The 21,577-nt window shown below is 66.0% G+C and carries 20 protein-coding genes; 2 read left to right on the top strand and 18 right to left on the bottom strand.

The genetic code is table 11. The annotated features are described in order from the left end of the window. Positions 1 to 223: 223 nt before the first annotated feature. The 8 genes from OEJ36_RS22750 to OEJ36_RS22785 form a co-directional block, all read right to left on the bottom strand. Complete coding sequence (locus OEJ36_RS22750; RefSeq protein ID WP_263403471.1) at positions 224 to 1,546, bottom strand: sigma-54-dependent transcriptional regulator; 1,323 nt, start codon at positions 1,544 to 1,546, stop codon at positions 224 to 226. Then, complete coding sequence (locus tag OEJ36_RS22755) at positions 1,543 to 3,447, bottom strand: ATP-binding protein (protein ID WP_263403472.1); 1,905 nt, start codon at positions 3,445 to 3,447, stop codon at positions 1,543 to 1,545. The genes OEJ36_RS22750 and OEJ36_RS22755 overlap by 4 nt, the downstream gene beginning before the upstream one ends. 94 nt (positions 3,448 to 3,541) lie before the next feature. Beyond that, complete coding sequence (locus OEJ36_RS22760) at positions 3,542 to 4,276, bottom strand: amino acid ABC transporter ATP-binding protein (RefSeq protein ID WP_021222213.1); 735 nt, start codon at positions 4,274 to 4,276, stop codon at positions 3,542 to 3,544. After that, a complete protein-coding gene (locus OEJ36_RS22765) occupies positions 4,273 to 4,944 on the bottom strand; it encodes an amino acid ABC transporter permease (RefSeq protein WP_263403473.1) in 672 nt (223 codons plus the stop codon). The genes OEJ36_RS22760 and OEJ36_RS22765 overlap by 4 nt, the downstream gene beginning before the upstream one ends. Further along, positions 4,944 to 5,690 carry an amino acid ABC transporter permease gene (locus OEJ36_RS22770; RefSeq protein ID WP_021222211.1) on the bottom strand — a complete coding sequence of 249 codons (747 nt, stop codon included), beginning with the start codon at positions 5,688 to 5,690 and terminating at the stop codon, positions 4,944 to 4,946. Before OEJ36_RS22770 ends, OEJ36_RS22765 begins: the two co-directional genes overlap by 1 nt. A 133-nt stretch (positions 5,691 to 5,823) precedes the next feature. Continuing rightward, on the bottom strand, positions 5,824 to 6,732 hold the full coding sequence (locus tag OEJ36_RS22775) for a glutamate/aspartate ABC transporter substrate-binding protein (RefSeq protein ID WP_184489478.1): 909 nt from the start codon (positions 6,730 to 6,732) through the stop codon (positions 5,824 to 5,826). A 413-nt stretch (positions 6,733 to 7,145) separates the two neighbouring features. Beyond that, positions 7,146 to 8,033 (bottom strand): SDR family NAD(P)-dependent oxidoreductase, encoded by an 888-nt coding sequence (locus tag OEJ36_RS22780; protein ID WP_263403474.1) that lies wholly within the window; start codon positions 8,031 to 8,033, stop codon positions 7,146 to 7,148. After that, on the bottom strand, positions 8,030 to 9,592 hold the full coding sequence (locus OEJ36_RS22785) for a flavin-containing monooxygenase (protein WP_263403475.1): 1,563 nt from the start codon (positions 9,590 to 9,592) through the stop codon (positions 8,030 to 8,032). Before OEJ36_RS22785 ends, OEJ36_RS22780 begins: the two co-directional genes overlap by 4 nt. Positions 9,593 to 9,706: 114 nt before the next feature. Between OEJ36_RS22785 and OEJ36_RS22790 the strand changes: the two genes are divergently transcribed. Further along, positions 9,707 to 10,438: a TetR family transcriptional regulator gene (locus tag OEJ36_RS22790; protein WP_184489475.1), complete on the top strand. Its 732-nt coding sequence runs from the start codon at positions 9,707 to 9,709 to the stop codon at positions 10,436 to 10,438. A gap of 66 nt (positions 10,439 to 10,504) precedes the next feature. On the opposite strand, the gene OEJ36_RS22795 is transcribed toward OEJ36_RS22790, so the two are convergent. From OEJ36_RS22795 to fnr, 4 genes are all read right to left on the bottom strand, one after another. Then, positions 10,505 to 11,341 carry a metal-dependent hydrolase gene (locus tag OEJ36_RS22795; RefSeq protein WP_021222206.1) on the bottom strand — a complete coding sequence of 279 codons (837 nt, stop codon included), beginning with the start codon at positions 11,339 to 11,341 and terminating at the stop codon, positions 10,505 to 10,507. A 144-nt stretch (positions 11,342 to 11,485) separates the two neighbouring features. Continuing rightward, the gene (locus tag OEJ36_RS22800; RefSeq protein ID WP_263403476.1) at positions 11,486 to 12,451 is read right to left on the bottom strand and encodes a fatty acid desaturase family protein; all 966 of its coding nucleotides are present in this window, start codon (positions 12,449 to 12,451) and stop codon (positions 11,486 to 11,488) included. A gap of 162 nt (positions 12,452 to 12,613) precedes the next feature. Beyond that, positions 12,614 to 13,162, bottom strand: a complete 549-nt coding sequence (locus OEJ36_RS22805) for an adenine phosphoribosyltransferase (protein ID WP_021222204.1) — start codon at positions 13,160 to 13,162, stop codon at positions 12,614 to 12,616. Between the two features lie 53 nt (positions 13,163 to 13,215). After that, entirely contained in the window at positions 13,216 to 13,950 is a 735-nt protein-coding gene (fnr, locus tag OEJ36_RS22810; RefSeq protein WP_021222203.1) for a fumarate/nitrate reduction transcriptional regulator Fnr, read from the bottom strand. A 150-nt stretch (positions 13,951 to 14,100) separates the two neighbouring features. On the opposite strand from fnr, the gene OEJ36_RS22815 reads away from it, so the two are divergent. Beyond that, complete coding sequence (locus OEJ36_RS22815; protein WP_263403477.1) at positions 14,101 to 14,580, top strand: hypothetical protein; 480 nt, start codon at positions 14,101 to 14,103, stop codon at positions 14,578 to 14,580. 6 nt (positions 14,581 to 14,586) lie between these two features. Here the strand turns inward: OEJ36_RS22815 and hemN are convergent, their stop codons facing one another. The 6 genes from hemN to ccoG all read right to left on the bottom strand — a co-directional run bounded on the left by hemN (position 14,587) and on the right by ccoG (position 21,460). Next, positions 14,587 to 15,969, bottom strand: a complete 1,383-nt coding sequence (hemN, locus tag OEJ36_RS22820) for an oxygen-independent coproporphyrinogen III oxidase (protein WP_263403478.1) — start codon at positions 15,967 to 15,969, stop codon at positions 14,587 to 14,589. Positions 15,970 to 16,144: 175 nt separating this feature from the next. After that, complete coding sequence (locus OEJ36_RS22825) at positions 16,145 to 16,828, bottom strand: sulfite exporter TauE/SafE family protein (protein ID WP_021222200.1); 684 nt, start codon at positions 16,826 to 16,828, stop codon at positions 16,145 to 16,147. Then, on the bottom strand, positions 16,821 to 17,057 hold the full coding sequence (gene ccoS, locus OEJ36_RS22830) for a cbb3-type cytochrome oxidase assembly protein CcoS (RefSeq protein WP_263403479.1): 237 nt from the start codon (positions 17,055 to 17,057) through the stop codon (positions 16,821 to 16,823). The genes OEJ36_RS22825 and ccoS overlap by 8 nt, the downstream gene beginning before the upstream one ends. 62 nt (positions 17,058 to 17,119) lie before the next feature. Then, positions 17,120 to 19,519, bottom strand: coding sequence for a heavy metal translocating P-type ATPase (locus tag OEJ36_RS22835; RefSeq protein WP_263403480.1), 2,400 nt, complete (start codon positions 19,517 to 19,519; stop codon positions 17,120 to 17,122). A 10-nt stretch (positions 19,520 to 19,529) separates the two neighbouring features. Continuing rightward, positions 19,530 to 20,030 (bottom strand): FixH family protein, encoded by a 501-nt coding sequence (locus OEJ36_RS22840; RefSeq protein WP_263403481.1) that lies wholly within the window; start codon positions 20,028 to 20,030, stop codon positions 19,530 to 19,532. Between the two features lie 14 nt (positions 20,031 to 20,044). Further along, the gene (gene ccoG / locus OEJ36_RS22845) at positions 20,045 to 21,460 is read right to left on the bottom strand and encodes a cytochrome c oxidase accessory protein CcoG (protein WP_263403482.1); all 1,416 of its coding nucleotides are present in this window, start codon (positions 21,458 to 21,460) and stop codon (positions 20,045 to 20,047) included. Between the last annotated feature and the right edge of the window lie 117 nt (positions 21,461 to 21,577).

A 21,577-nucleotide genomic window follows, 5' to 3' on the forward strand; every position in this document is an offset into this window, starting at 1 on the left:
CGGCGTTTTTGTTTGTGGCCTGTTTTCGGTGCCCAGCAGAAGAGCGGGCGAATGAATTCGCCCCTACAACCATTCCGGTCCTCGGTGTTTTGCGGTGGCACGTCTGTGGGTGGATGACGCTCTTTTCATCCACCGGCGGAGTGGTCGGCGAGTACGGAAGGTGGACCGATGAAGCGTGGTCCACCCTACGCGGTGAGGGCGTCCGGGTTTGGCCGAGGGCGGGTCAGAGGCCGTATTTCTTGACCTTGTCGAACAGGGTGGTCTTGGCCATGCCGAGGGCGATGGCGGCCTGGCTGAGGTTGCCGCCGTGGCGTTCCAGGGCGTCGCCGAGGAGGTTGCGTTCGAAGGCTTCCACGGCTTCGGCGAAGCTGGGTTCGTTGCAGTCCAGGGCCAGGCCGGTCTTCTTGAACACGGGGAGGCCGAGGGCGTAGCGCTCGGCGACGTTGCGCAGTTCGCGCACGTTGCCCGGCCAGTCGTGGGCCATGAGGCTGGAGACGGTGGCGCGGTCGATCTCCGGCATGGCGCGGTCGAAGCGCAGCGAGGCGAGCTGCAGGAAGTGGTCGAACAGCAGCAGGATGTCTTCGCGGCGGTCGCGCAGCGGCGGCAGTTCCAGGGTCACCACGTTGAGTCGGTAGTAGAGGTCGCTGCGGAACTGGCCGGCCTTGCCCTGTTCGTCGAGGTCGGCCTTGGTGGCGGCGACCACGCGGCAGTCCACTGGGATCGGCTGGTTGGAGCCGAGGCGCTCCAGGGTCTGCTCCTGCAGCACGCGGAGGAACTTGATCTGCAGGTTCATGGGCATGCTCTCGATCTCGTCGAGGAACAGGGTGCCGTTGTGGGCGTGCTCGATCTTGCCGATGCGGCGCTTGCCGGCGCCGGTGAAGGCGTGGGCCTCGTGGCCGAAGATTTCGCTGTCGAAGAGGTTCTCCGGCAGGCCGCCGCAGTTGAGCGCGACGAACTGCTGGGGCTGGCGCCGGCTGTAGTCGTGCAGGCAGCGGGCGACCAGTTCCTTGCCGGTGCCGGTCTCGCCTTCGATCAGCACGTTGGCGGCGGTGTCGGCGACGTTGGCGATCAGCTCGCGCAGGGCCTGCATGGCTGGCGAGCGGCCGATGATGCGTTGCTCCAGGGACTGGCGCCCGGCCAGTTGGCGGCGCAGGGCGGAGACCTCGCGGGCCAGGCCGCGCTGCTCCAGGGCGCGCCGGGTGACCTCCACCAGGCGTTCGGGGGAGAAGGGCTTCTCCATGAAGTCGTAGGCGCCGTCGCGCATGGCGCCCACCGCCATGGAGATGTCGCCGTGGCCGGTGATCAGCACCACTGGCAGGCTGCGATCGCGGGCCTTGAGGCGGGCGAGCAGCTCGAGGCCGTCCATGCCCGGCAGGCGGATGTCGCTGATGACGATGCCGGCGAAGTCGGTGCCGATCTGCTTGAGGGCTTCCTCGGCGCTGGCGACACCGATGCTGGGGATGTCTTCCAGGGCCAGTGCCTGCTGGCAGCCGAGCAGGACGTGGGGGTCGTCTTCGACGATAAGGACGCTGAGCGGCTCGGTCATGGGCGGGGGCTCGTTTCGGAGGGGGCGGCGATCTGCGGCAGGCGCAGCTCGAAAGCCGTGCCGCCGTCCTCGGGATGTTGCACGCCGAGGCTGCCACCGGCGGCGGTGGCGAGGCTGGCGGACAGGGTGAGGCCAAGGCCCAGGCCGTGTTCGCCGGGCTTGGTGGTGAAGAAGGGTTCGAACAGGTGCTCGCGCACGGCCGGGGAGATGCCGGGGCCGTTGTCGCGCACGCGGAGGATATAGGTGCCGTCTTCGTCGTGGCCGTCGAGCCAGAGTTGGCAGTCGGCCTGGCCGCTCATGGCGTCGAGGGCGTTGGCGATAAGGTTGACCAGGATCTGCTCCAGGCGGGTCTGGTCGATGGCCAGGCGGGCATCGGCGAAGGCGCGGTGCAGGGTCAATGGGGTGTGTTCCAGGCGCGTGTGGAGGATGAACAGCGCCGCGTCCACGGCCTTGCCCAGGCTGGCCTGGCCATGGTCGTCGGCACGCCGGGCGAAGGCGCGCAGGCTGGCGGTGATGCGGCCCATGCGGTCGACCAGCTCGTTGATGGCGGTGAGGTTGGTGCTGGCCACGTCCAGCGCGCCGCGCTGGAGGAAGCGCACGGTGTTGCCGGAGAGGGTGCGCAGGGCGGCCAGGGGCTGGTTGAGTTCGTGGGCGATGCTGGTGGACATCTGCCCGATCACCGCCAGCTTGCCGGCCTGGACCAGGCCGTCCTGGGCCTTGCGCAGGTTTTCCTCGGTCTGCCGGCGTTCGCGGATCTCGCCCATCAGGCGCTGGTTGCTGGAGCGCAGGTCCTGGGTGCGTTCGGCGATCTTGCGTTCCAGTTCGTTGTTGGCCTGGAGCAGTGCCTCGCGGGCGGCGAGGCGGGTGGCGAGCACCTTGCGCCGCTCGTTCCAGGCGATGGCGAGGAAGGCCAGCAGGGCCAGGCCGGCGGCGGCCAGCAGGCCGTGGATGACGGCTTCGCGGCGCAGGTCGGCCAGCGGTGAGAGCAGGGTGAAGTGCCAGGGGGTGTCGCTGAGCGGCCGGCTCTGTGCCAGGTAGGCGATCTCCTGTTCGCCGCCGTCGGGCAGGGGCGAGGCGAAGCTGAGGGTTTCCAGGCCGTCGCCCAGGTCCTGGCGCGAGCGCGGCTGCCACTCGTTGAGCGCCCACCAGTGGTATTGCAGGCTGCGGGCCAGGCGCTCCTTGTCTTCGGCGGAGAGCGCGCGGATGGCCTTCATGCGCAGGACCGGGTCGCTGGAGAGGATGATGATGCCGTTCTCGTCGCTGACGAAGGCCTGCAGGCGGGCCTTTTCCCAGCGCTCCTGCAGCGCTTCGAGCTTCACCTTGACCACCGCGACGCCGATGATGCGGCCTTCGTAGCGCAGGCCGTGGGCCAGGTAGTAGCCGGCCTCGCCCGTGGTGCTGCCGATGCCGTAGAAGCGCCCGGGCTCGCCCTTCATCGCTTGCTGGAAGTAGGCGCGGAAGGCCAGGTCTTCACCCAGGAAGCTGTCGGCGTCGCGCCAGTTGCTGGTGGCCAGCACGCGGCCGTTGGTGTCGAGGAGGAAGATGGCGCGGTTGCCGCTGCGGCGGTTGAGCCCTTCGAGGTAGTCGTTGACCAGGTTGCGCCGGTAGGGCGTGGGGTTGAGCAACAGGTGACTGACGCTGGATTCCAGCTCCAGCAGGCTGGGCAGGTAGGTGTAGCGGTTGATTTCGCTCTCCACGGCGCGGGCGTGGAGTTCCAGCTGGCGTTCGCCGTTCTCGCGCAGGGCGCGGATGCCGGAGAGCTCGCTGAGGTGGTAGCCGATCCAGCCGACGCCGAACATGGCCAGGACCAGCAGCAGGGTCAGCGAGAGGTGGCGGAGCAGGCGCGGTTTCACGGTCAATGCGGGCGGCACGGCGCGGAGGCTGGCGGGAGGGCATTGCATCATAAGTGGTCCGGGCCTTGCCAGTCGGTGCGGGGCGCCGAGCGGCGGGTGGGGCGACGCGGCCCCTCTCCGAGGTGGAGAGGGGCGCGGTGCATCAGTGTTGCAGGATCTTGGCGAGGAACTGTTGGGCGCGTTCGGAGCGCTGGCTGACGTCGCCGAAGAACTCTTCCTTGGGGCAGTCTTCGACGATCTGGCCGGCGTCCATGAAGATCACCCGGTCGGCGACCTTGCGGGCGAAGCCCATCTCGTGGGTGACGCACATCATGGTCATGCCTTCGTTGGCCAGTTGCACCATCACGTCGAGCACTTCGTTGACCATCTCCGGGTCGAGCGCCGAGGTGGGTTCGTCGAACAGCATCACCACCGGGTCCATGGCCAGGGCGCGGGCGATGGCGACGCGCTGCTGCTGGCCGCCGGAGAGTTGGCCAGGGTGCTTGTGGGCGTGGGCGGAGAGGCCGACGCGCTCCAGCAGCTTGAGGCCCTTGGCGGTGGCTTCTTCCTTGCTGCGGCCGAGCACCTTGATCTGGGCGATGGTGAGGTTCTCGGTGATCGACAGGTGCGGGAACAGCTCGAAGTGCTGGAACACCATGCCGACGCGGGAGCGCAGCTTGGGCAGGTCGGTCTTCTTGTCGGCGATGGAGGTGCCGTCGACGACGATGTCGCCCTTCTGGAAGGGCTCCAGCGCGTTGACGCACTTGATCAGGGTGGATTTGCCGGAGCCGGACGGCCCGCAGACGACCACCACTTCACCTTTCTGGACCTCGGTGCTGCAGTCGGTCAGCACCTGGAATTCCCCGTACCACTTGTTGACGTTCTTGATCGAAATCATACGGCTAACCTTTTTTGCAGGAGCTTGACCAGCTGCGAGGCGGCGAAGCTGACGGTGAAGTACACCAGGCCGGCGAAGATCAGGAATTCGTGCGGCTGGCCGATGATGTCGCCACGGGAACGGGCGGCGTTGAGGAAGTCCATCAGGCCCACGGTGTAAACGAGCGAGGTGTCCTGGAACAGGATGATGCTTTGCTGCAGCAGCAGCGGGGTCATCTTGCGGAACGCCTGGGGCAGGATGATCAGGCGCATGGTCTGGCCGTAGGTCATGCCCAGGGCCTGGGCGGCGCCCATCTGCCCACGGGGGATGGCCTGGATGCCGGCGCGGACGATTTCGCAGAAGTACGCCGCCTCGAACATCATGAAGGCGACCAGGCAGGAGGTGAACGCGCCCACCGGGGTGTCTTCGCCGGTGATCCAGCGCAGCACGAAGGGCACCGCGAAGTAGAACCAGGTGATCACCAGCAGCAGCGGGATGGAGCGGAAGTAGTTGACGTACAGGGCGCCGAGCTTCGACAGCAGCGGGTTGTGCGACAGGCGCATGAGCGCCAGCAGGGTGCCGAGTACCACGCCGCCGATGATGCCCAGCGCCATGAGTTGCAGGGTCATCAGCATGCCGTCGACCAGGCCCGGCAGGGCGGGGATGATTGCGCTGAAATCCATCTCCATCATTTGCCTCCTACGGCGATCAGGCCCGGGACCGCGACCTTGCGTTCAACCATGCGCATGAACAGCATCAGGCTCATGTTCAGGGTGAAGTAGATCAGCGTGGCGAGGGTGAAGGCCTCGAACAGGTTGGCGGAGAACTCGGCGGTCTGCTTGGTCTGCGCGAGCAGCTCCATCAGGCCGATGAGGGAGGCCACCGAGGAGTTCTTGAAGATGTTGAGGAACTCGCTGGTCAGCGGCGGAATGATGATGCGGAAGGCTTGCGGCAGCAGCACGTAGCGGTAGATCGCCGGCATGCGGAAGCCCATGGCGCGGGCGGCGGAGGCCTGGCCGGCGGGCAGCGCCTGGATGCCGGTGCGCACCTGCTCGCAGACGCGGGCGGCGGTGAACAGGCCGAGGCACACGACCACGCTCAGGTAGGCGGACGTGGCCGGGTTGAGGTCTTGCTTGAACCAGATTTCCAGCGGCTCGGGCAGCAGGTCCGGCACCAGGAAGTACCAGAGGAACAGCTGCACCAGCAGCGGCACGTTGCGGAAGATTTCCACGTAGGTGGTGGCGATGCCGGACACCCAGCGGTTGGGCACGGTACGCATGACGCCGAGCAGCGAGCCCAGCAGGAGCGCGACGATCCAGGCGGCGAGGGCGATGGCGATGGTCCAGCCCAGGCCGGTGACGAACCAGTCCAGGTAGATCTCGCTGCCGATGCCGGTGGACTTGAAGAACACGCCCCAGTCCCAGTTGTAGTTCATCAGGGTTTTCCCCTCAGGGTTCTTGTCTTTCTGCGGTTGAAGGCAGTGGAGGGAGGAGGGGCCGGCCGGCGCCGCGGGGAGCCGGCGGCCCTTGCTCCTGGCCCATCCCGCGAGGCGGGATGGGCGCGACAGATCAGATCTCTTCGGCCGACTTGTCGGTGGGGGAGGCGATCAGCTTCTTCAGCTCGTCGCTCATGGGGAAGTTGAGGTTGAGGTTCTTCGGCGGGATCGGCTGGGTGAACCACTTGTCGTAGATGCCGTTGATCTCGCCCGAGGCGAAGGTGTCGGCGATGGCCTTGTCGACTACTTTCTTGAAGGCCTCGTCTTCCTTGCGGACCATGCAGCCGTAGATTTCATAGGACTGCGGTTCGCCGGTGACGACCCAGTCGGCGGGCTTCTTGGCCTTGGCCATCTCACCGTAGAGCAGGGCGTCGTCCATCATGAAGGCGATGGCACGGCCGGATTCCAGCATCAGGAAGGATTCGCCGTGGTCCTTGGCCGAGATGATGTTCATGCCCATCTGCTTCTCGGCGTTCATGGACTTGAGCAGGCGCTCGGAGGTGGTGCCGGCGGTGGTCACCACGTTCTTGCCCTTGAGGTCGGCGAAGTCGTTGATGCCGGCGGTTTTCTTCGACAGCAGGCGAGTGCCGACTTCGAAGATGCCGATGGAGAAGCCGACCTGCTTCTGGCGCTCGAGGTTGTTGGTGGTGGAGCCGCACTCGATGTCGACGGTGCCGTTCTGCACCAGCGGGATGCGGGTCTGCGAGGTCACCAGGTTGTAGCGCACCTTCAGGTCCGGCAGGGCCAGTTCCTTCTTGATGGCTTCGACGACCTTCAGCTGGATGTCGTGGGAGTAGCCCACCGGCTTGCCCGGCTCGGTGCCGAGGTAGGAGAAGGGGATGGAGGCGTCACGGTGACCGAGGACGATGGTGCCGCTGTCCTTGATCTTCTTGAGGGTGCCGGTCAGTTCTTCGGCGATAGCGGGAGCGGAAATCAGGGTCGCTGCAATGGCGGCGGCCAGAACCTTCGGAAGGATACGCATGTGTTTCAGTCCTCGACTTTGTTTGTTCTTATCGACGCCAGCGGTTCGGCGCCGTCGGGGATCTGTAATGGCAGGATGCGTGCCATCTGTATGGTCGTGTTGATTTGTCTGTAATCGATTGATTTATAAGGGTTTATTTTTAGGTGTTGGAGGGGCTTGGAGGCGTGGTGTTCGGGGTTCCGGCTTTGGCGGGTTTTATCGTTCGGATATCCGAACGGATTTTGCAGGAATAGGGGAGTGAAGGAGGGAAGGGGGCAGGGAAGAGCAGGGCTTCGCGAGCAGAGCTCTCTCCTACGAGGGGTGTGCAGGTAGGTCGGGTGCAACCCGACGATAAGGGCGATACGACCACCGCGTAGCCCGGGCTTCAGCCCGGGGAGGTGAGCCCCGGGCTGGGCACGGCTACGCGGGGTGGGTCAGTCCGCCAGGTTCTGCGCTTCCCGGTCCCGACGGGGTTTGGGTGCGAAGCGGGCGGCCAGGCGCATGGAGGTGGTGACCAGGCGCTGGTAGAAGGTCGGCAGCAGACGTTGCATGCCGTCCAGGGCCCAGGCGTCGGCGCCGATGAGGATGCGCCGGTTGTCCTTGAGCACGCCGCGCAGGATCACCGAGGCGGCCTTGTCCGGGGTGGTGCGCAGCAGCTGGTCGTTGAACTGCTTGCGTGCCTGGTCGGTTTCCTGGCCGACCACCCGGGCGAGGCTGTCGTTCATCCGTGCGGTCTTGGCGATGTTGGTCTTGATGCCGCCGGGGTGCACGCAGCTGGCGGAGACGCCGCAGCCTTCCATGTCCAGTTCCTGGCGCAGGGCTTCGGTGAAGCCGCGCACGGCGAACTTGGTGGCGTTGTAGGCGCTCATGCCCGGCTGGGCGAACAGGCCGAACACGCTGGAGACGTTGACCACCTGGCCGTCACCGGTGGCCTTGATGTGCGGCAGGAAGGCCTTGGTGCCGTGCATCACGCCCCAGAAGTTGATGTTCATGATCCACTCGTATTCCGAGTAGTCGCTGCCTTCCACGGTGCCGGCGTGGGCGACACCGGCGTTGTTGAAGATCAGGTTGACCCGACCGTGGTCGAGCACCACCTGGTCGGCCCAGGCGTGTACCGCTTCGCGGTCGGCGACGTTGACCAGGGTGTCGGTGACCTGCACGCCGAGCTTGCGGGCCTGGGCGGCGGTTTCCGCCAGGCCTTCGGCGTTGACGTCGGAAAGCGCCAGGTGGCAGCCCTGGCGGGCCAGGCCGTAGGCGAGGGCGCGGCCGATGCCGGAGCCCGCGCCGGTGATGGCGGCGACCTTGTTCTCGAAGGACTTCATGCCGGTACTCCTTCTGCAGCGGTAGTGGTGGCGATGGTCAGCGGCCCCTGGGCGGCGTGCACCGGCTGGATGCGGCTGAAGTGGTAGGCCGCCGGGTCGAAGTTGCGGGTCAGCAGGCGGAAGCGCCAGGTGAAGCCGGGCCATACGGTGCAGTTGCGGCCGCTGACCGGGTGGATGTACCAGCTCTTGCAGCCGCCGGCGTTCCACACGGTGTTGCCGAGGCTGCCCTGGATCTTGCCATTGAACTTGTCCTGCACCTCGCGCTTGACCTCCAGGCTCTGCAGCTTGCGCTGGTCGAGCAGTTCGAGGGCGCCGAGCACGTAGTGGATCTGCGATTCGATCATGTAGACCATCGAGTTGTGGCCCAGGCCGGTGTTCGGGCCCATGAGGAAGAACAGGTTGGGGAAACCGGCGGTGAGGGTGCCCTTGTAGGCTTCCGGGCCTTCCGGCCAGGTGTCGAGCAGGTCGACGCCGCCGCGGCCGAAGACCACGCCGCGCGGCAGCGGGTCGCTGGGGGTGAAGCCGGTGCCGAAGATGATGGCGTCCACCGGGCGTTCCTGGCCGTCCTGGGTGACGATGCTGTTGGCGCGGATTTCCTGGATGCCGTCGGTGATGACGTCGACGTTGGCCTGGGTCAGCGCCGGGTAGTAGTCGTTGGAGATCAGCACGCGCTTGCAGCCCATGGTGTAGTCGGGCGTGACCTTGGCGCGCAGCACCGGGTCCTTGATCTTGCGCTTGATGTAACCCTTGGCCACCAGTTGGGCGAGTTTCATCACCTTGGGGGTCAGGGCGAAGCCGATCACGCGGCTTTCGAGGATGGCGTAGATGCCGCCGCGCCAGAGCTTCTGCAGCAGGGGGAAGCGCTTGAAGCGCGAGCGTTCGTTTTCGCTGATGGCGCGGTCCGGCTTGGGCATGACCCAGGGCGCGGTGCGCTGGTAGAGGTCGAGCTGGCCGACCACCTTCTGGATCTGCGGGACGAACTGGATGGACGAGGCGCCGGTGCCGACCACGGCGATGCGCTTGCCCGCCAGGTCGTAGTTGTGGTCCCACTGCTGGGAGTGGAAGCTTTTGCCGGCGAAGTTCTCCAGGCCGTTGAGGTGGGGGATGGCCGGGGTGGAGAGGGCGCCCATGCCGGACACCACGAACTGCGCGGTGTAGTGATTGCCGGCGGCGTCGTCGATGTGCCAGAGCTCTTCGCTGTCGCTCCAGGCCACGCGGGTGATTTCGGTGCCGAGAAGGGTCTTGTCCTGCAGGCGGTATTTCTCCCAGCAGCCTTCCAGGTAGCCCTTGATCTCTTCCTGCTTGGCGAACATCCGCGTCCAGTTGGGGTTCGGCTCGAAGGAGAAGGAGTACAGGTGCGATTGCACGTCGCAACCGCAGCCCGGGTAGTTGTTGACGCGCCAGGTGCCGCCGACGCCGGCTTCCTTCTCGAACAGGAGGAAGTCGTTCTCGCCTTTCTGTTTCAGGCGGATCGCCATGCCCAGGCCGGAGAAGCCGGAGCCGATGATGGCAACCTTGCAGTGGCGGGCAGGGGTGGGAGGTGATACGGGCGCGTTCATGGCCAAGCTCCTGTTATGCTTATTTTGTGGCGTATACAGCTGTATACCAATGTAGACAGATGTATACTCGCCAGCAAGCCATCGCGGTACAACCAACCTTAGGTAGGGTCAGCCATGAGTTCTGTGCTGGACGACGGGCAACAGTCCAAGGAAAGAGCAGTCGATGCACCGGGCAAGCGCCTGCTGATGGAGGCGGCCCTGCGCCTGACCTCCCAGAGCCGCAGCCTGAGCAGCCTCGGCCTGCGCGAGCTGGCGCGGGAGGCGGGGCTCAACCCCAATACCTTCTATCGCCATTTCAAGGACGTGGACGACCTGGGCCTGGCGATGATCCGCAACATCTCCACCCAGTTGCGCCAGCCCTTGCGTGACCTGCGCCGGGAAGCGGCGGCGCGGGCGGTGCAGGGCGAGCACAGGGCCATGCCCAAGCTGATGGGCATCGACCTGGGGCGCGGCAAGCGCGTGTGCCATGAAACGGTGAACCTGTTCTTCGACTTCGTCGCCGACAACGCCGAGGCCTTCATCATCGGCGTGCGTGAGCTGCATGGTGCGTCGCCGGCTATGCGTGAGGCCCTGCGCGAGGTGATGGACGCGTTCGCCGATGACATGGCCGAGGACATAGTCGAATTCAAGCTGCTACCGGCGCTGGTGCCCGATGCGGTGGTGCGGCGGGTGTCCAGCCTGATCAGCCGCAACCTGTTCCAGATGTCCCTGGATTTCATCGGTGAGCCCGAGCGCCGTGCCGACATCCGCCTGGAGGCCGAGGAGCAGGTGCTGTTCCTCTTCACCGGCGCCAGCGTGCTGCAGGGGTTGGAGGCGATGGGGTCGCTGGGCGGCGGCTCGCGATAGGGCCCGCGCGGACGCGTCAAATGAAAAGCCCGGCGATTGCCGGGCTTTTCATTGGGTCTGAGTCACTCAGCCGTTGAAGCCGAGGCGCTCCTTCCAGCGTTGTTCCAGCGCCTTGGTTTCATGGTCGAAGGGGTGGAAGCCGGGGCGGTAGTAGTCCAGGTAGGGCTTGATCATGCGCGGGAAGTAGCCGGTGCGCAGGCTGAACAGGGTCTTCAGGCCGCGGCCCCAGCTGCGCAGGTTGAACAGCTGGCCGTCCTTGCGCAGCAGGTGCAGCTGGAAGGCGCCGATCACGCCGATGAACATCACGGTGGTCAGGGCCATGGTGATGGTGCGCTCGAAGTAGCCGCCGCCGACCGCCATGTAGGCGTCGTAGCACACGGCCTTGTGCTCGTTCTCTTCGATCGCGTGCCACATCCACAGCTGGTACATCTTCTGGTCGTCCATCTGCGTGCTGAGGTCTTCGCGGCGCAGCAGTTGCTCGGCCATGGTTGCGGTGAAGTGTTCCAGGGCGCAGGTGGCGGCCAGGCGCTGCTTCTTGGTGGTGAAGCGGGTGACCCACTCCAGCAGCACCTTGATGCGCAGTTCCAGGCGCTCCAGGTCGATGCCGTGGGCGGCGGCGTAGTCGTTGTAGGTGGCGTGTTCCTTGGAGTGCATGGCTTCCTGGCCGATGAAGGCGCTGATGTCCTTCTGCAGCTGCGGGTCGCTGATCTGGTCGCGCACGCCGCGCACGCTGTCGACGAAGAATTTCTCGCCATAGGGGAAGAGCGACGACAGGTTGTTCATGAAGTGGCTCATGAAGGGATCGCCGCTCCACCAGTATTTCTGGGTGGAGTCGAAGCTGAAGTCCATGCGACGGACGGGAAAATTGGCCTTGGGCAGGTTGGCGGCGGCGCTGGCGGTCATTGGGCAATCCTCGTGGTTGGGAGCCGTCCCTTGTTGTTGTCTGGCTCTTGCTGACACGGCTGACCGTGCCATCGAACGATGTAACTGTTGAGGATTAACGCAGTTTTCGCACGCTCCCACCGACCAACTTTCGGCGGGTTATGGCTATTTTGTGGCCGTCTCGCTGACCCGGCGCAGCACCTCCAGGTAGCCGGGAGGGACCGGCACCAGGCCGCGCTGGCGCAGCAGCCGATGGGCTTCGGCCAGGCGGAACCAGGGCAGGGCGGCCATCAGGTGGTGCTCGATGTGGTAGTTCACCCGCAGCGGCGCGACGGTGGCCCGCGCCAGCCAGCCGGCGCGGGTGGTGCGGGTGTTGCGCAGCATGTCGCGGCCGCGCTCGGTGCAGGCGTGCTCGGCCAGGGAGCGGATGCGCATGAACAGGCTGTAGGTGGTGAGGTTGGCCAGCCACCAGACGCCGAACAGCCAGAACTCGCCGCAAGCGGCCAGGATTCCCGCCAGCGCGGCATTGGCCAGGAGCATGGGGCCCATGTTGCGGGCGCCTTCGGCGAGGTAATGGTGCCAGCGGCGATCGCCCCGGGGGCGCCGGGTGACCTCGGCGGCGACGGTGTACTCCAGCACGCCCAGGTCCATCAGCAACTGGCCCAGCAGCCGGCGCAGGCCACTGATGCCGGACAGATCACGGGCGAACTTGCGCAGCAGCGAGGCGCGGCGGGTGGGGAAGGGGCGCGACAGGCTCCAGTCCGGGTCCTCATCGGTGCCGGTGTGGGCGTGGTGGCGGATGTGGTGCTTGCGGTAGCGGGCGACGTCGACCCAGATGACCCGCGCGCAGAGCCAGTCGGTGAGGCGGTCATTCAGCCAGCGGGTACGGAACAGCGTGCCGTGGGCGGCCTCGTGCATGAGGATGGCCAGGGCCAGCTGGCGGCCGCCGAGGATGACCAGGGCGAGAACGAAGGTCACCGGGTTGGGCCAGAGGGCGAGCACGGCGAAGGTGGCGGCGATGATCGCCCAGGTGGAGCCGACGGCCCACCAGGCGGCGGCGTCGGAGCGCTGGCTCAGGCGCTGGATTTCTTCACGGCTGAAGCAGTCGGAGAGCTTGCTGCGAGGGTTCATGGCGACCTCTTGTTGTACGCAGGAGTCGCCATCATTGCCCGCCATGGCCCGAGCGGCCAGGGGCTCGCCCCGGTTTCGCGCGGGCGGCCGCAAGCCTGGCGCAAATGCCATGGGTTCAGACTTTGGGAGGGGATTGGGGCCCGGCGTGCGGGCCCCGGAAGATCACTTCTCGTCGAGGGCGAAGGCGGTGAGCGAGAAGGTGGGGATGCCGATGTCCTGCAGGCGCTGGGAGCCGCCGAGTTCCGGCAGGTCGATGATGGCGGCGGCCTCGAACACGCTGGCGCCCATGCGGCGGACCAGGGCGGTGGCGGCCAGCAGGGTGCCGCCGGTGGCGATCAGGTCATCGAAGATCAGTACCTTGTCGCCGTCGCAGAGGCTGTCGCTGTGCACTTCGAGGAAGGCTTCGCCGTACTCGGTCTGGTAGCCCTGGGCGAGCACGTCGGCGGGCAGCTTGCCCTGCTTGCGGAACAGCACCAGCGGCTTGTTCAGCTCATAGGCGACGATGGAGCCGATCAGGAAGCCGCGGGCGTCCATGGCGGCGATGTGGCTGAACTCGGCTTCGACGTAGCGCTGGATGAAGCTGTCCACCACCAGGCGCAGGGCGCGGGGGGACTGGAACAGCGGGGTGATATCGCGGAAGACCACGCCGGGCTTGGGGAAGTCCACCACCGGGCGGATCAGGGTCTTGATATCGAATTCGTCGAAAATCATGGTGCGGAACCTGGAAAGAGGGGAGAGCGCCGGCCGAGCGGCCGGCGCGGGGATCAGTCTTCGATGCTGCCGCCAGCGAGGGCGCAGAGCTCGATGGGATCGAGGATGTGCACTTCCTTGCCTTCGGCGGCGATCAGGTTGCTCTGCTGGAAGCGGGTGAACACGCGGGAGACGGTCTCGACCGCGAGGCCCAGGTAGTTGCCGATCTCGTTGCGCGACATGGCCAGGCGGAACTGGTTGGCCGAGAAGCCACGGGCGCGGAAGCGTGCGGAGAGGTTCACCAGGAAGGTGGCGATGCGCTCGTCGGCGGTTTTCTTGGAGAGCAGCAGCATCATCTGCTGGTCGTCACGGATTTCGCGGCTCATGACGCGCATCAGCTGGCGGCGCAGCTGCGGCAGCTGGACGGAAAGCTCGTCGAGGCGCTCGAAGGGGATTTCGCACACCGAGGTGGTTTCCAGTGCCTGGGCGGATACCGGGTAGAGCTCGGTGTCCATGCCGGAGAGGCCGACCAGCTCGCTGGGCAGGTGGAAGCCGGTGATCTGCTCTTCGCCGGCATCGGTGACACCGAAGGTTTTCAGCGCACCGGAACGTACGGCGAAAACGGACTCGAAAGTATCGCCCTGACGGAAGAGGTAGTCCCCTTTCTTCAGCGGACGACCGCGCTTGACGATTTCGTCCAGCGAGTCCATGTCTTCCATGTTCAGCGACAGGGGCAGGCAGAGGGCGGCGAGGCTGCAGTCCTTGCAATGTGCCTGAGGCAGGTTGCGTACCTTGATGATCTCGGACATCCACGGATCCCTTGCAAAAGCAAACACACAATAGGCGTAAGGGTAACGCATGGGGCGCGCTCAGGGCTAGGAAAAGGCCCAAGGAAACGTATTCAAGTTCTTCGTTGCGCAGTCGATATCTCGGTATTGATCCTAAAGGAGCGAGCGATCATGAGAGTAGACGTTTCCAGTTGGCCGCAGATCGGCCAGCGTTTCGCAGCCGCGCGCGCTGATGAGGCGAAGGGTGCGGGGCAGGGCGAGGAAAGTGCCGATGGCGGTCTGGACGACCGCATCGGTCATGTGGGCATCCGCGTGAGCCTTTCCGAAGCGGGCAAGGCGCGTGCCGATGAGGCGAAGAAGAATGAGGATATCGACGACAGCAGCTTGCCGAACACCGTCAAGCAGATCCTCAAGATGATTCGCAAGCTGAAGGAAGACCTGCGCGAGAAGATGGCCGAGCTCCAGTCGATCTCCGCCGACCAGAGCCTCGACGAGGAGGCCCGTCTGCGCAGCATGGAAGGCCTGCAAAGCGAGATTTCCAGCCTCAACGGCGCCATTACCCAGGCCACCGCCAGCCTGATGAAGGCCATGCGCGATGCAGGCTTGAGCGGCGAACAGATGGTTGAGGCCGCTCAGCTGCTGATGAAGTGATGCCCCTCAGATCACCCGGGAGAAACGCTGGGTGGTCTCTGGCGTCAGGTAGTGGTCGAAGAGCATGCACACCGAGCGCACCAGCAGGCGCCCGGGCGGCAGGATGTCGATACCGCGTTCGCTGAGGGTGATCAGCCCATCATTGGACATCTGCTCCAGCTGCGGCCAGACCGCCGCGAAATACCCCCTGAACTCGATGTTGAAGAGCGTTTCGATCGACTGGAAATCCAGCTCGAATTCGCAGATCAACTGCTGGATCACCGCCCGACGGATGCGGTCGTCCTCGATGCAGGCGAGGCCGCGCCGGGTGGCGAGCAGGCCGTTCTGCAGCTTCTCCTGGTACGTGGCGATGTTGGCGTCGTTCTGGCAGTAGAGGTCGCCGATCTGGCTGATGGCGGAAACGCCCAGGCCGATCAGGTCGCAGTGCCCGTGGGTGGTGTAGCCCTGGAAGTTGCGTTGCAGGCGGCCGTCTTCCTGGGCGATGGCCAGTTCGTCGTCGGGCAGGGCGAAGTGGTCCATGCCGATGTAGCGGTAACCGGCGCTGGTCAGCTGTTCGATGCTGCGCTGGAGCATCTCCAGCTTCTGTGCGGGGCTCGGCAGCTCCTCGGTCTTGATGCGCCGCTGGGGCATGAAGCGTTCCGGCAGGTGCGCATAGTTGAACACCGAGAGCCGGTCCGGCTGCAGGGCGATGACTTCGGCCACGGTGCGCGCGAAGCTTTCCGGCGTCTGCCGGGGCAGGCCGTAGATCAGGTCGATGTTCACCGAACGGAACTGCAGCGTGCGCGACGCTTCGACGATGGCGCGGGTCTCCTCCAGGCTCTGCAGCCGATTGACGGCGCGCTGCACCACCGGGTCGAGGTCCTGCACACCCAGGCTGACGCGGTTGAAGCCCAGCTCGCGCAGCAGCCCCATGGTCGACCAGTCCGCTTCACGCGGGTCGATCTCGATGCCGTAATCCCCCGAATCGTCATCGAGCAGGCTGAAGTGCTGGCGCAGGTGCCCCATGAGGCGGCGCAGTTCGTCGTGGCTGAGGAAGGTCGGCGTGCCACCGCCGAAGTGCAGCTGTTCGACCTTCTGTTGCGGGTCGAGGTGGCAGGCGATCAGTTCGATCTCGCGCTCGAGCTTTTCCAGGTAGGGCAGGGCGCGGCCGCGATCCTTGGTGATGACCTTGTTGCAGGCGCAGTAGTAGCAAATGTTCGCGCAGAACGGCACATGCACATAGAGCGAGACCGGGCGCAGGGCCTTGCGGCTGTCGCGCAGTGCGTGAAGCAGGTCGAAGGAGCCGATGCGCTCGTTGAATTGCACGGCGGTCGGGTAGGAGGTGTAACGAGGGCCTGCGGCGTCGTAGCGGCGGATCAGGCCGGAGTCCCAGCGAATATCGTCGAGCATGCGGGCATTCCAGGTTCAGCAGTCAGTGCTCGGCAGTCTAGGTGCCGCCTGACCGGCGCTTCTTGACCTGGGTCATGCTGTCGCAGCGCCGGGGCCCAGCGGCTACTTATGCGCTCGAATCGATGCTCGACCCCGCCACGCGCTGCCAGAAACTTTCCAGCTTCCAGCTCCGCTGTCAGTGCCCCATCAGCCAATGCTGGTGCGGGCCGGGCAGGGTCCAGATGCCGAAGAGGATCACCAGCAGGCCGCCGGCGATGCGGATGCCACGTTTGCGCAGCAGTGCGGTGATGCGTTCGGCGGCGAGGCCGGTGGCCAGCAGCACCGGCCAGGTGCCGAGGCCGAAGGCCAGCATCAGCAGGGCGCTTTCACTGGCCGAGCCCTGGCTGGCCGCCCACAGCAGGGTGCTGTAGACCAGGCCGCAGGGCAGCCAGCCCCAGAGGGCGCCGAGGAGCAGCGCGCGGGGCAGGGTGGAGACCGGCAGCAACTTGCTCGCCACCGGCTGGATATGACGCCAGAGGCCGCGCCCCAGCGCTTCGATACGGGTCAGGCCGCTCCACCAGCCGGCCAGGTAGAGCCCCATGGTGATCAGCAGCAGCGCCGCGATCACCCGCAGCACCATGGCTGCCGGGCTGCTGGCCACGGCCCAGCCGGCCAGGCCGATGAGCAGGCCGGCGGTGGTGTAGCTGAGGATGCGACCGAGGTTGTAGGCGATCAGCAGGCGGAAGCGCCGTGCGCGCTGCTCCGGCGGGATGGCCAGGGTCAGGGCGCCCATCAGGCCGCCGCACATGCCGATGCAGTGGCCGCCCCCCAGCAGGCCGAGGATCAGCGCCGAAACCAGCAGGGGTGCCAGTTCAAGCACCGCGCTTGTCCTCGTCGTCGGGGCTTTCCTCGTTTTTGCCCTCGCCCTCGCCTTCGTCGGCCTCGGCGATGCCGGCCTTGTGGCCCGGGTCTTCGTCGTCGAAGAGGATGCTGTGGGCGGGGCCGTCGAGGTCGTCGTACTGGCCGCTGTCCACGGCCCAGAAGAACAGCCAGATGGCGAAGCCGACCAGGCCGATGGCGACGGGGATCAGGATGTATAACGCAGGCATCGGGAAATCTCGTTATGGAGCCTGGGCGATAGGCCGGAAGGGGAGGGCGCCCCGGCCGGCCTCTAGCTTCTGGCCAGCCGCAGGGCGTTGATCACCACCAGCAGCGAGCTGACCGACATGCCGAAGGCGGCCCAGACCGGGGTGACCCAGCCCAGCGCCGCGAAGGGCAGGACCAGGCCATTGTACAGGGTCGCCCAGGCCAGGTTCTGGATGATGATGCGGCGCGTGCGCCCGGCCACCGAGAGGGCCTGCACGAGGCTTTCCAGGCGGTTGGAGAGGAGTACGGCGTCGGCGCTGGTCTTGGCCAAGTCGGTAGCGCTGCCCATGGCGACGCTGATGTCGGCGCCGGCCAGGACCGGTACGTCGTTGACCCCGTCGCCTAGCATCAGCACGCGACGGCCCTGCTGGTGCAGGTCGCGCAGTACGTCGAGCTTGGCGTCGGGGCTAAGACCGCCACGGGCGTCGTCGATGCCGAGGCGACGGGCGATCTCGCCGACCATGGGCGAGCTGTCGCCGGAGAGCAGCATCACCTGCCAGCCATGGGCGCGGCAGGCATCGAGCAGCAGCGGGGCGTCTTCGCGCAGGCGGTCATCCAGCACCAGCCAGGCCAGCGGGCCCTGTTCATTGCCGAGCAGCAGCCACTGGCCGTTGCTGCCGGGAATCTCCGGCTCGGCCCAGCCGCCCAATTCGGCCACGAACGCAGCCTGGCCGATGCGCAGGCGCTGGCTGTCGACAAGGCCTTCGAGGCCCTTGCCGGGGACGTTCTCCACCTGCTCGGCGGGGCGCGGCGCACGGCCGAAGGCACGGGCGATGGGGTGCTCAGAACGGTTCTCCAGCGCGGCGGCCAGGGCCAGGCAGGCGTCGTTGTCGAGCGGGCCCAGGGGATGGATGGCGCTGAGGGTGAGGCGGCCTTCGGTGAGGGTGCCGGTCTTGTCGAAGATCACCGTGTCGATCTGGTTCAACCCTTCCAGCACGTGGCCACGGGTCAGCAGCAGGCCGAGCTTGTGCAGGCTGCCGGTGGCGGTGGTGAGTGCGGTGGGCGTGGCCAGGGCGAGTGCGCAGGGGCAGGTGGCGACCAGCAGCGAGAGGACGATCCAGAAGGCCCGTGACGGGTCGATCTGCCACCAAACCAGGCCGACGGCGGCGGCGGCCAGCAGCACGATGATCAGGAACCACTGCGCGACCTTGTCGGCCAGCTCGGCGAGGCGCGGTTTGTCCGCCTGGGCGCGTTCCAGCAGGCGCACGATGGCGGAAAGGCGGGTCTGGTCGCCGAGGGCCTGCACTTCGAGGGTCAGCGGGCCTTCGACGTTGAGCGTGCCGGCGGTGACGGCGTCGCCGCGACTGCGAGGCAGGGGCAGGTATTCACCGGTGAGCAGGGATTCGTCGACGCTGGACTGGCCTTCGAGGATCAGGCCATCCGCCGGCATCAGCGCGCCCGGTGGCACCAGGACGCGATCGCCCACGGCCAGCTCGCCGAGGAGGATGCGCTGGCTCTGGCCACTGTCGTCCAGGCGCAGGCAGGAGGCGGGCAGCAGGTTGACCAGTTGCGCGGTGGCGGCGGCGGTGCGTTCACGGGCGCGGCGTTCCAGGTAGCGGCCGGCGAGGAGGAACAGGGCGAACATGCCGACGGCGTCGAAGTACAGCTCGCCGATGCCGGTGACGGTGGACCAGATGCCGGCGGCATAGGCACCGCCGATGGCCAGGGACACCGAGACGTCCATGCTCAGGTGGCGGGTGCGCAGGTCGCGCAGGGCGCCACGGAAGAACTGGCCGCAGCAGTAGAAGACGATGGGCGTGGTGAGGAACAGGCTGACCCAGCGCAGGATCTTGTCCAGCTCCGGGCTCAGGTCGATGTTGAATTCGGGCCAGGTGGCCATGGCCGCCATCATCACCTGCATCCACAGCAGGCCGGCGACGCCGAGCTGGCGCATGGCGCGCTTGTTCTCGGCGGCCAGGCGCTCGGCGGCGTCATCGGCCTTGTAGGGATGGCCGGCGTAACCGATGCGGCGCAGCTCCTTGAGCAGCTCGCTGAGGGGCAGCTGGCTGTCGGACCAACGTACGTGCAGGCGGTGGTTGGACAGGTTGAGGCGCGCCTCGTCCACCCCGGGCAGGGTGCGCAGGTGCCGTTCGATCAGCCAGCCACAGGCGGCGCAGCTGATGCCTTCGATCAGCAGGCTGGTTTCGCTGAGCTCGCCCTGGTGCTGGACGAAGGGGCGCTGCACATCCTCGCGGTCGAACAGGGCCAGTTCGTCGGGGAGCGCGCTGGGCAGGGCTTCGGGGTTGGCGGCGGTTTCGCTGCGGTGGCGGTAGTAGCCCTCCAGGCCGCCGGCGACTATGGCTTCGGCCACGGCCTGGCAACCCGGACAGCACATGGCCCGCGTCTCACCGAGTACGCGGGCCTCGTAGGGGCTGCCGGAGGGCACCGGCAGGCCGCAGTGGTAGCAGGATAGGGGCGCGGGCATGGGGCCTGGCTTATTCGCCCAGCAGGGTCACGCTGCCGTTCTCGAGGGTTTCTTCCTCGAACAGGCGCCAGTCCTGGCCATCTTCCTGGCCGATCAGCTCGACGAAGCGGCGGCCGCTGACCGAGTCTTCCAGGTGGCCGCTGTACAGGTCACCGGACTGCGGTTGCAGCACGATGCGGCGGTCCTTCTCCTGCTGGGTGGGGGAGAGCAGGCTGAGCACCAGTTGTTGTGGGTGGCTGTTGCCGGTCAGGTTGACCTGGACCACGCCGCTTTGGTCATCCAGGCGCACCTGGGCCTTCATGCCGAGGCGCTTGGCCAGCTCCTCGCGCTCGAGCGAGGTGTTGATGCCCTTGCCGACGTCGTAGTAGTTGTCGACCACCAGGCTCGGCGGGTTGTTGATGGCGATCACCAGCATCGAGGTGCCCAGCACCACGGAGGTGCCGAGGATGCCGAGGATGAACCAGGGCCAGGGCTGCTTGTACCAGGGGCTTGCGGGAGATTCGGACTGCATGGGGATCTCGTTGTTCAGCGGACGCTGGGGCCGATGAAGCGGCTGTCGGCGTCGGTGGTGATGCTGGTGTCATCGACCGAGCGGACCCGGAAGAGAATGTTGTTGGTGCTGGAGGGCAGGTTTTCCGGGTCGATGGACAGTTCCACCGGCACCGAGAGCACTTCGCCCGCTTCCGTCTTGACCTGGGTCTTGCCTTCGTAGACGAGGCCGTCGAGGCCTTCGGCTTCGATGGTGAAGACCTGGTCCTTCTGGGCCTTGTTCATGATCTTCAGGGTGTAGACGTTCTCGATGCGACCCTGCTCGTTCTCGCGGTACAGGACGCGGTCCTTGATCACGTCCAGCTCCACCAGAGAACGGGCGGCGACGGCGTAACCGAACAGGCCGATCATCGCAACGAGCGCGGCAGCGTACCCGATCAGGCGTGGGCGCATGAGCTTGGTTTGTTGCCCGTTCAGGTTGTGTTCAGTCGTGTAGCTGATCAGCCCTTTGGGGTAGTTCATCTTCTCCATGATGCTGTCGCAGGCGTCGATACAGGCCGCGCAGCCGATGCACTCGACCTGCAGGCCGTCGCGGATGTCGATGCCGGTGGGGCAGACCTGGACGCACATGGTGCAGTCGATGCAGTCACCGAGGCCCTGGGCCTTGTAGTCGACGTTTTTCTTGCGCGGGCCGCGGGATTCGCCGCGACGCGGATCGTAGGAGACGATCAGGGTGTCCTTGTCGAACATCACGCTCTGGAAGCGGGCATAGGGGCACATGTAGATGCACACCTGCTCGCGCAGCCAGCCCGCGTTGCCGTAGGTGGCCAGGGTGAAGAAGCCGACCCAGAAATAGGCCCAGCCATCGGCGTTGCCGGTGAAGAGGTCGATCACCAGTTCGCGGATGGGGGTGAAGTAGCCGACGAAGGTGACGCCGGTGACGAAACCGATCAGCAGCCAGAGGCTGTGCTTGGCTGACTTGCGCATGAGCTTGGCGCCGCTCATGGGGGCCTTGTCCAGCTTCATGCGATGGTTGCGGTCGCCTTCGGTGACCTTCTCGCACCACATGAATATCCAGGTCCAGACGCTCTGCGGGCAGGTATAGCCGCACCAGACGCGGCCAGCGAAGACGGTGATGAAGAACAGGCCGAAGGCGCAGATGATCAATAGCCACGACAGGAGCACGAAGTCCTGGGGCCAGAAGGTGGCGCCGAAGATGTAGAACTTGCGCTCGGGAAGGTTCCACCAGACGGCTTGCCGGTCGTTCCAGCTCAGCCAGACGGTACCGAAGTAGAGCAGGAAGAGGAGGGCGCCGCCTGCCATGCGCAGGTTGCGGAAGATGCCGGTGAAGGCGCGGGTGTAGATCTTTTCACGGCTGGCGTAGAGGTCGGTGCTGGCACCGCTCTTGGCCGGGGGAGGGGTAATGTTCTGGACGGGGATCTGTTCGCTCATCTACTCGTACCACGACGGTTGGGGCTTGCCCCGATCAGTGCGTGCCGAACGGGATCTTTTTTGCCTGCCGCATATGGTACGCCTCATAGCAGCCTGCCATGTGCGACAGTGCGTCGC

Source organism: Pseudomonas sp. PDM13 (assembly GCF_025685765.1).
Classification (GTDB): Bacteria; Pseudomonadota; Gammaproteobacteria; order Pseudomonadales; family Pseudomonadaceae; genus Metapseudomonas; species Metapseudomonas solani.

Excerpts from the sequence above, each read along its gene's own strand:
- OEJ36_RS22750 (WP_263403471.1), bottom strand. The coding sequence starts at position 1,546 with ATGACCGAGCCGCTCAGCGTCCTTATCGTCGAAGACGACCCCCACGTC.
- OEJ36_RS22755 (WP_263403472.1), bottom strand. The coding sequence starts at position 3,447 with ATGCAATGCCCTCCCGCCAGCCTCCGCGCCGTGCCGCCCGCATTGACC.
- OEJ36_RS22760 (WP_021222213.1), bottom strand. The coding sequence starts at position 4,276 with ATGATTTCGATCAAGAACGTCAACAAGTGGTACGGGGAATTCCAGGTG.
- OEJ36_RS22765 (WP_263403473.1), bottom strand. The coding sequence starts at position 4,944 with ATGGAGATGGATTTCAGCGCAATCATCCCCGCCCTGCCGGGCCTGGTC.
- OEJ36_RS22770 (WP_021222211.1), bottom strand. The coding sequence starts at position 5,690 with ATGAACTACAACTGGGACTGGGGCGTGTTCTTCAAGTCCACCGGCATC.
- OEJ36_RS22775 (WP_184489478.1), bottom strand. The coding sequence starts at position 6,732 with ATGCGTATCCTTCCGAAGGTTCTGGCCGCCGCCATTGCAGCGACCCTG.
- OEJ36_RS22780 (WP_263403474.1), bottom strand. The coding sequence starts at position 8,033 with ATGAAGTCCTTCGAGAACAAGGTCGCCGCCATCACCGGCGCGGGCTCC.
- OEJ36_RS22785 (WP_263403475.1), bottom strand. The coding sequence starts at position 9,592 with ATGAACGCGCCCGTATCACCTCCCACCCCTGCCCGCCACTGCAAGGTT.
- OEJ36_RS22790 (WP_184489475.1), top strand. The coding sequence starts at position 9,707 with ATGAGTTCTGTGCTGGACGACGGGCAACAGTCCAAGGAAAGAGCAGTC.
- OEJ36_RS22795 (WP_021222206.1), bottom strand. The coding sequence starts at position 11,341 with ATGACCGCCAGCGCCGCCGCCAACCTGCCCAAGGCCAATTTTCCCGTC.
- OEJ36_RS22800 (WP_263403476.1), bottom strand. The coding sequence starts at position 12,451 with ATGAACCCTCGCAGCAAGCTCTCCGACTGCTTCAGCCGTGAAGAAATC.
- OEJ36_RS22805 (WP_021222204.1), bottom strand. The coding sequence starts at position 13,162 with ATGATTTTCGACGAATTCGATATCAAGACCCTGATCCGCCCGGTGGTG.
- fnr (WP_021222203.1), bottom strand. The coding sequence starts at position 13,950 with ATGTCCGAGATCATCAAGGTACGCAACCTGCCTCAGGCACATTGCAAG.
- OEJ36_RS22815 (WP_263403477.1), top strand. The coding sequence starts at position 14,101 with ATGAGAGTAGACGTTTCCAGTTGGCCGCAGATCGGCCAGCGTTTCGCA.
- hemN (WP_263403478.1), bottom strand. The coding sequence starts at position 15,969 with ATGCTCGACGATATTCGCTGGGACTCCGGCCTGATCCGCCGCTACGAC.
- ccoS (WP_263403479.1), bottom strand. The coding sequence starts at position 17,057 with ATGCCTGCGTTATACATCCTGATCCCCGTCGCCATCGGCCTGGTCGGC.
- OEJ36_RS22835 (WP_263403480.1), bottom strand. The coding sequence starts at position 19,519 with ATGCCCGCGCCCCTATCCTGCTACCACTGCGGCCTGCCGGTGCCCTCC.
- OEJ36_RS22840 (WP_263403481.1), bottom strand. The coding sequence starts at position 20,030 with ATGCAGTCCGAATCTCCCGCAAGCCCCTGGTACAAGCAGCCCTGGCCC.
- ccoG (WP_263403482.1), bottom strand. The coding sequence starts at position 21,460 with ATGAGCGAACAGATCCCCGTCCAGAACATTACCCCTCCCCCGGCCAAG.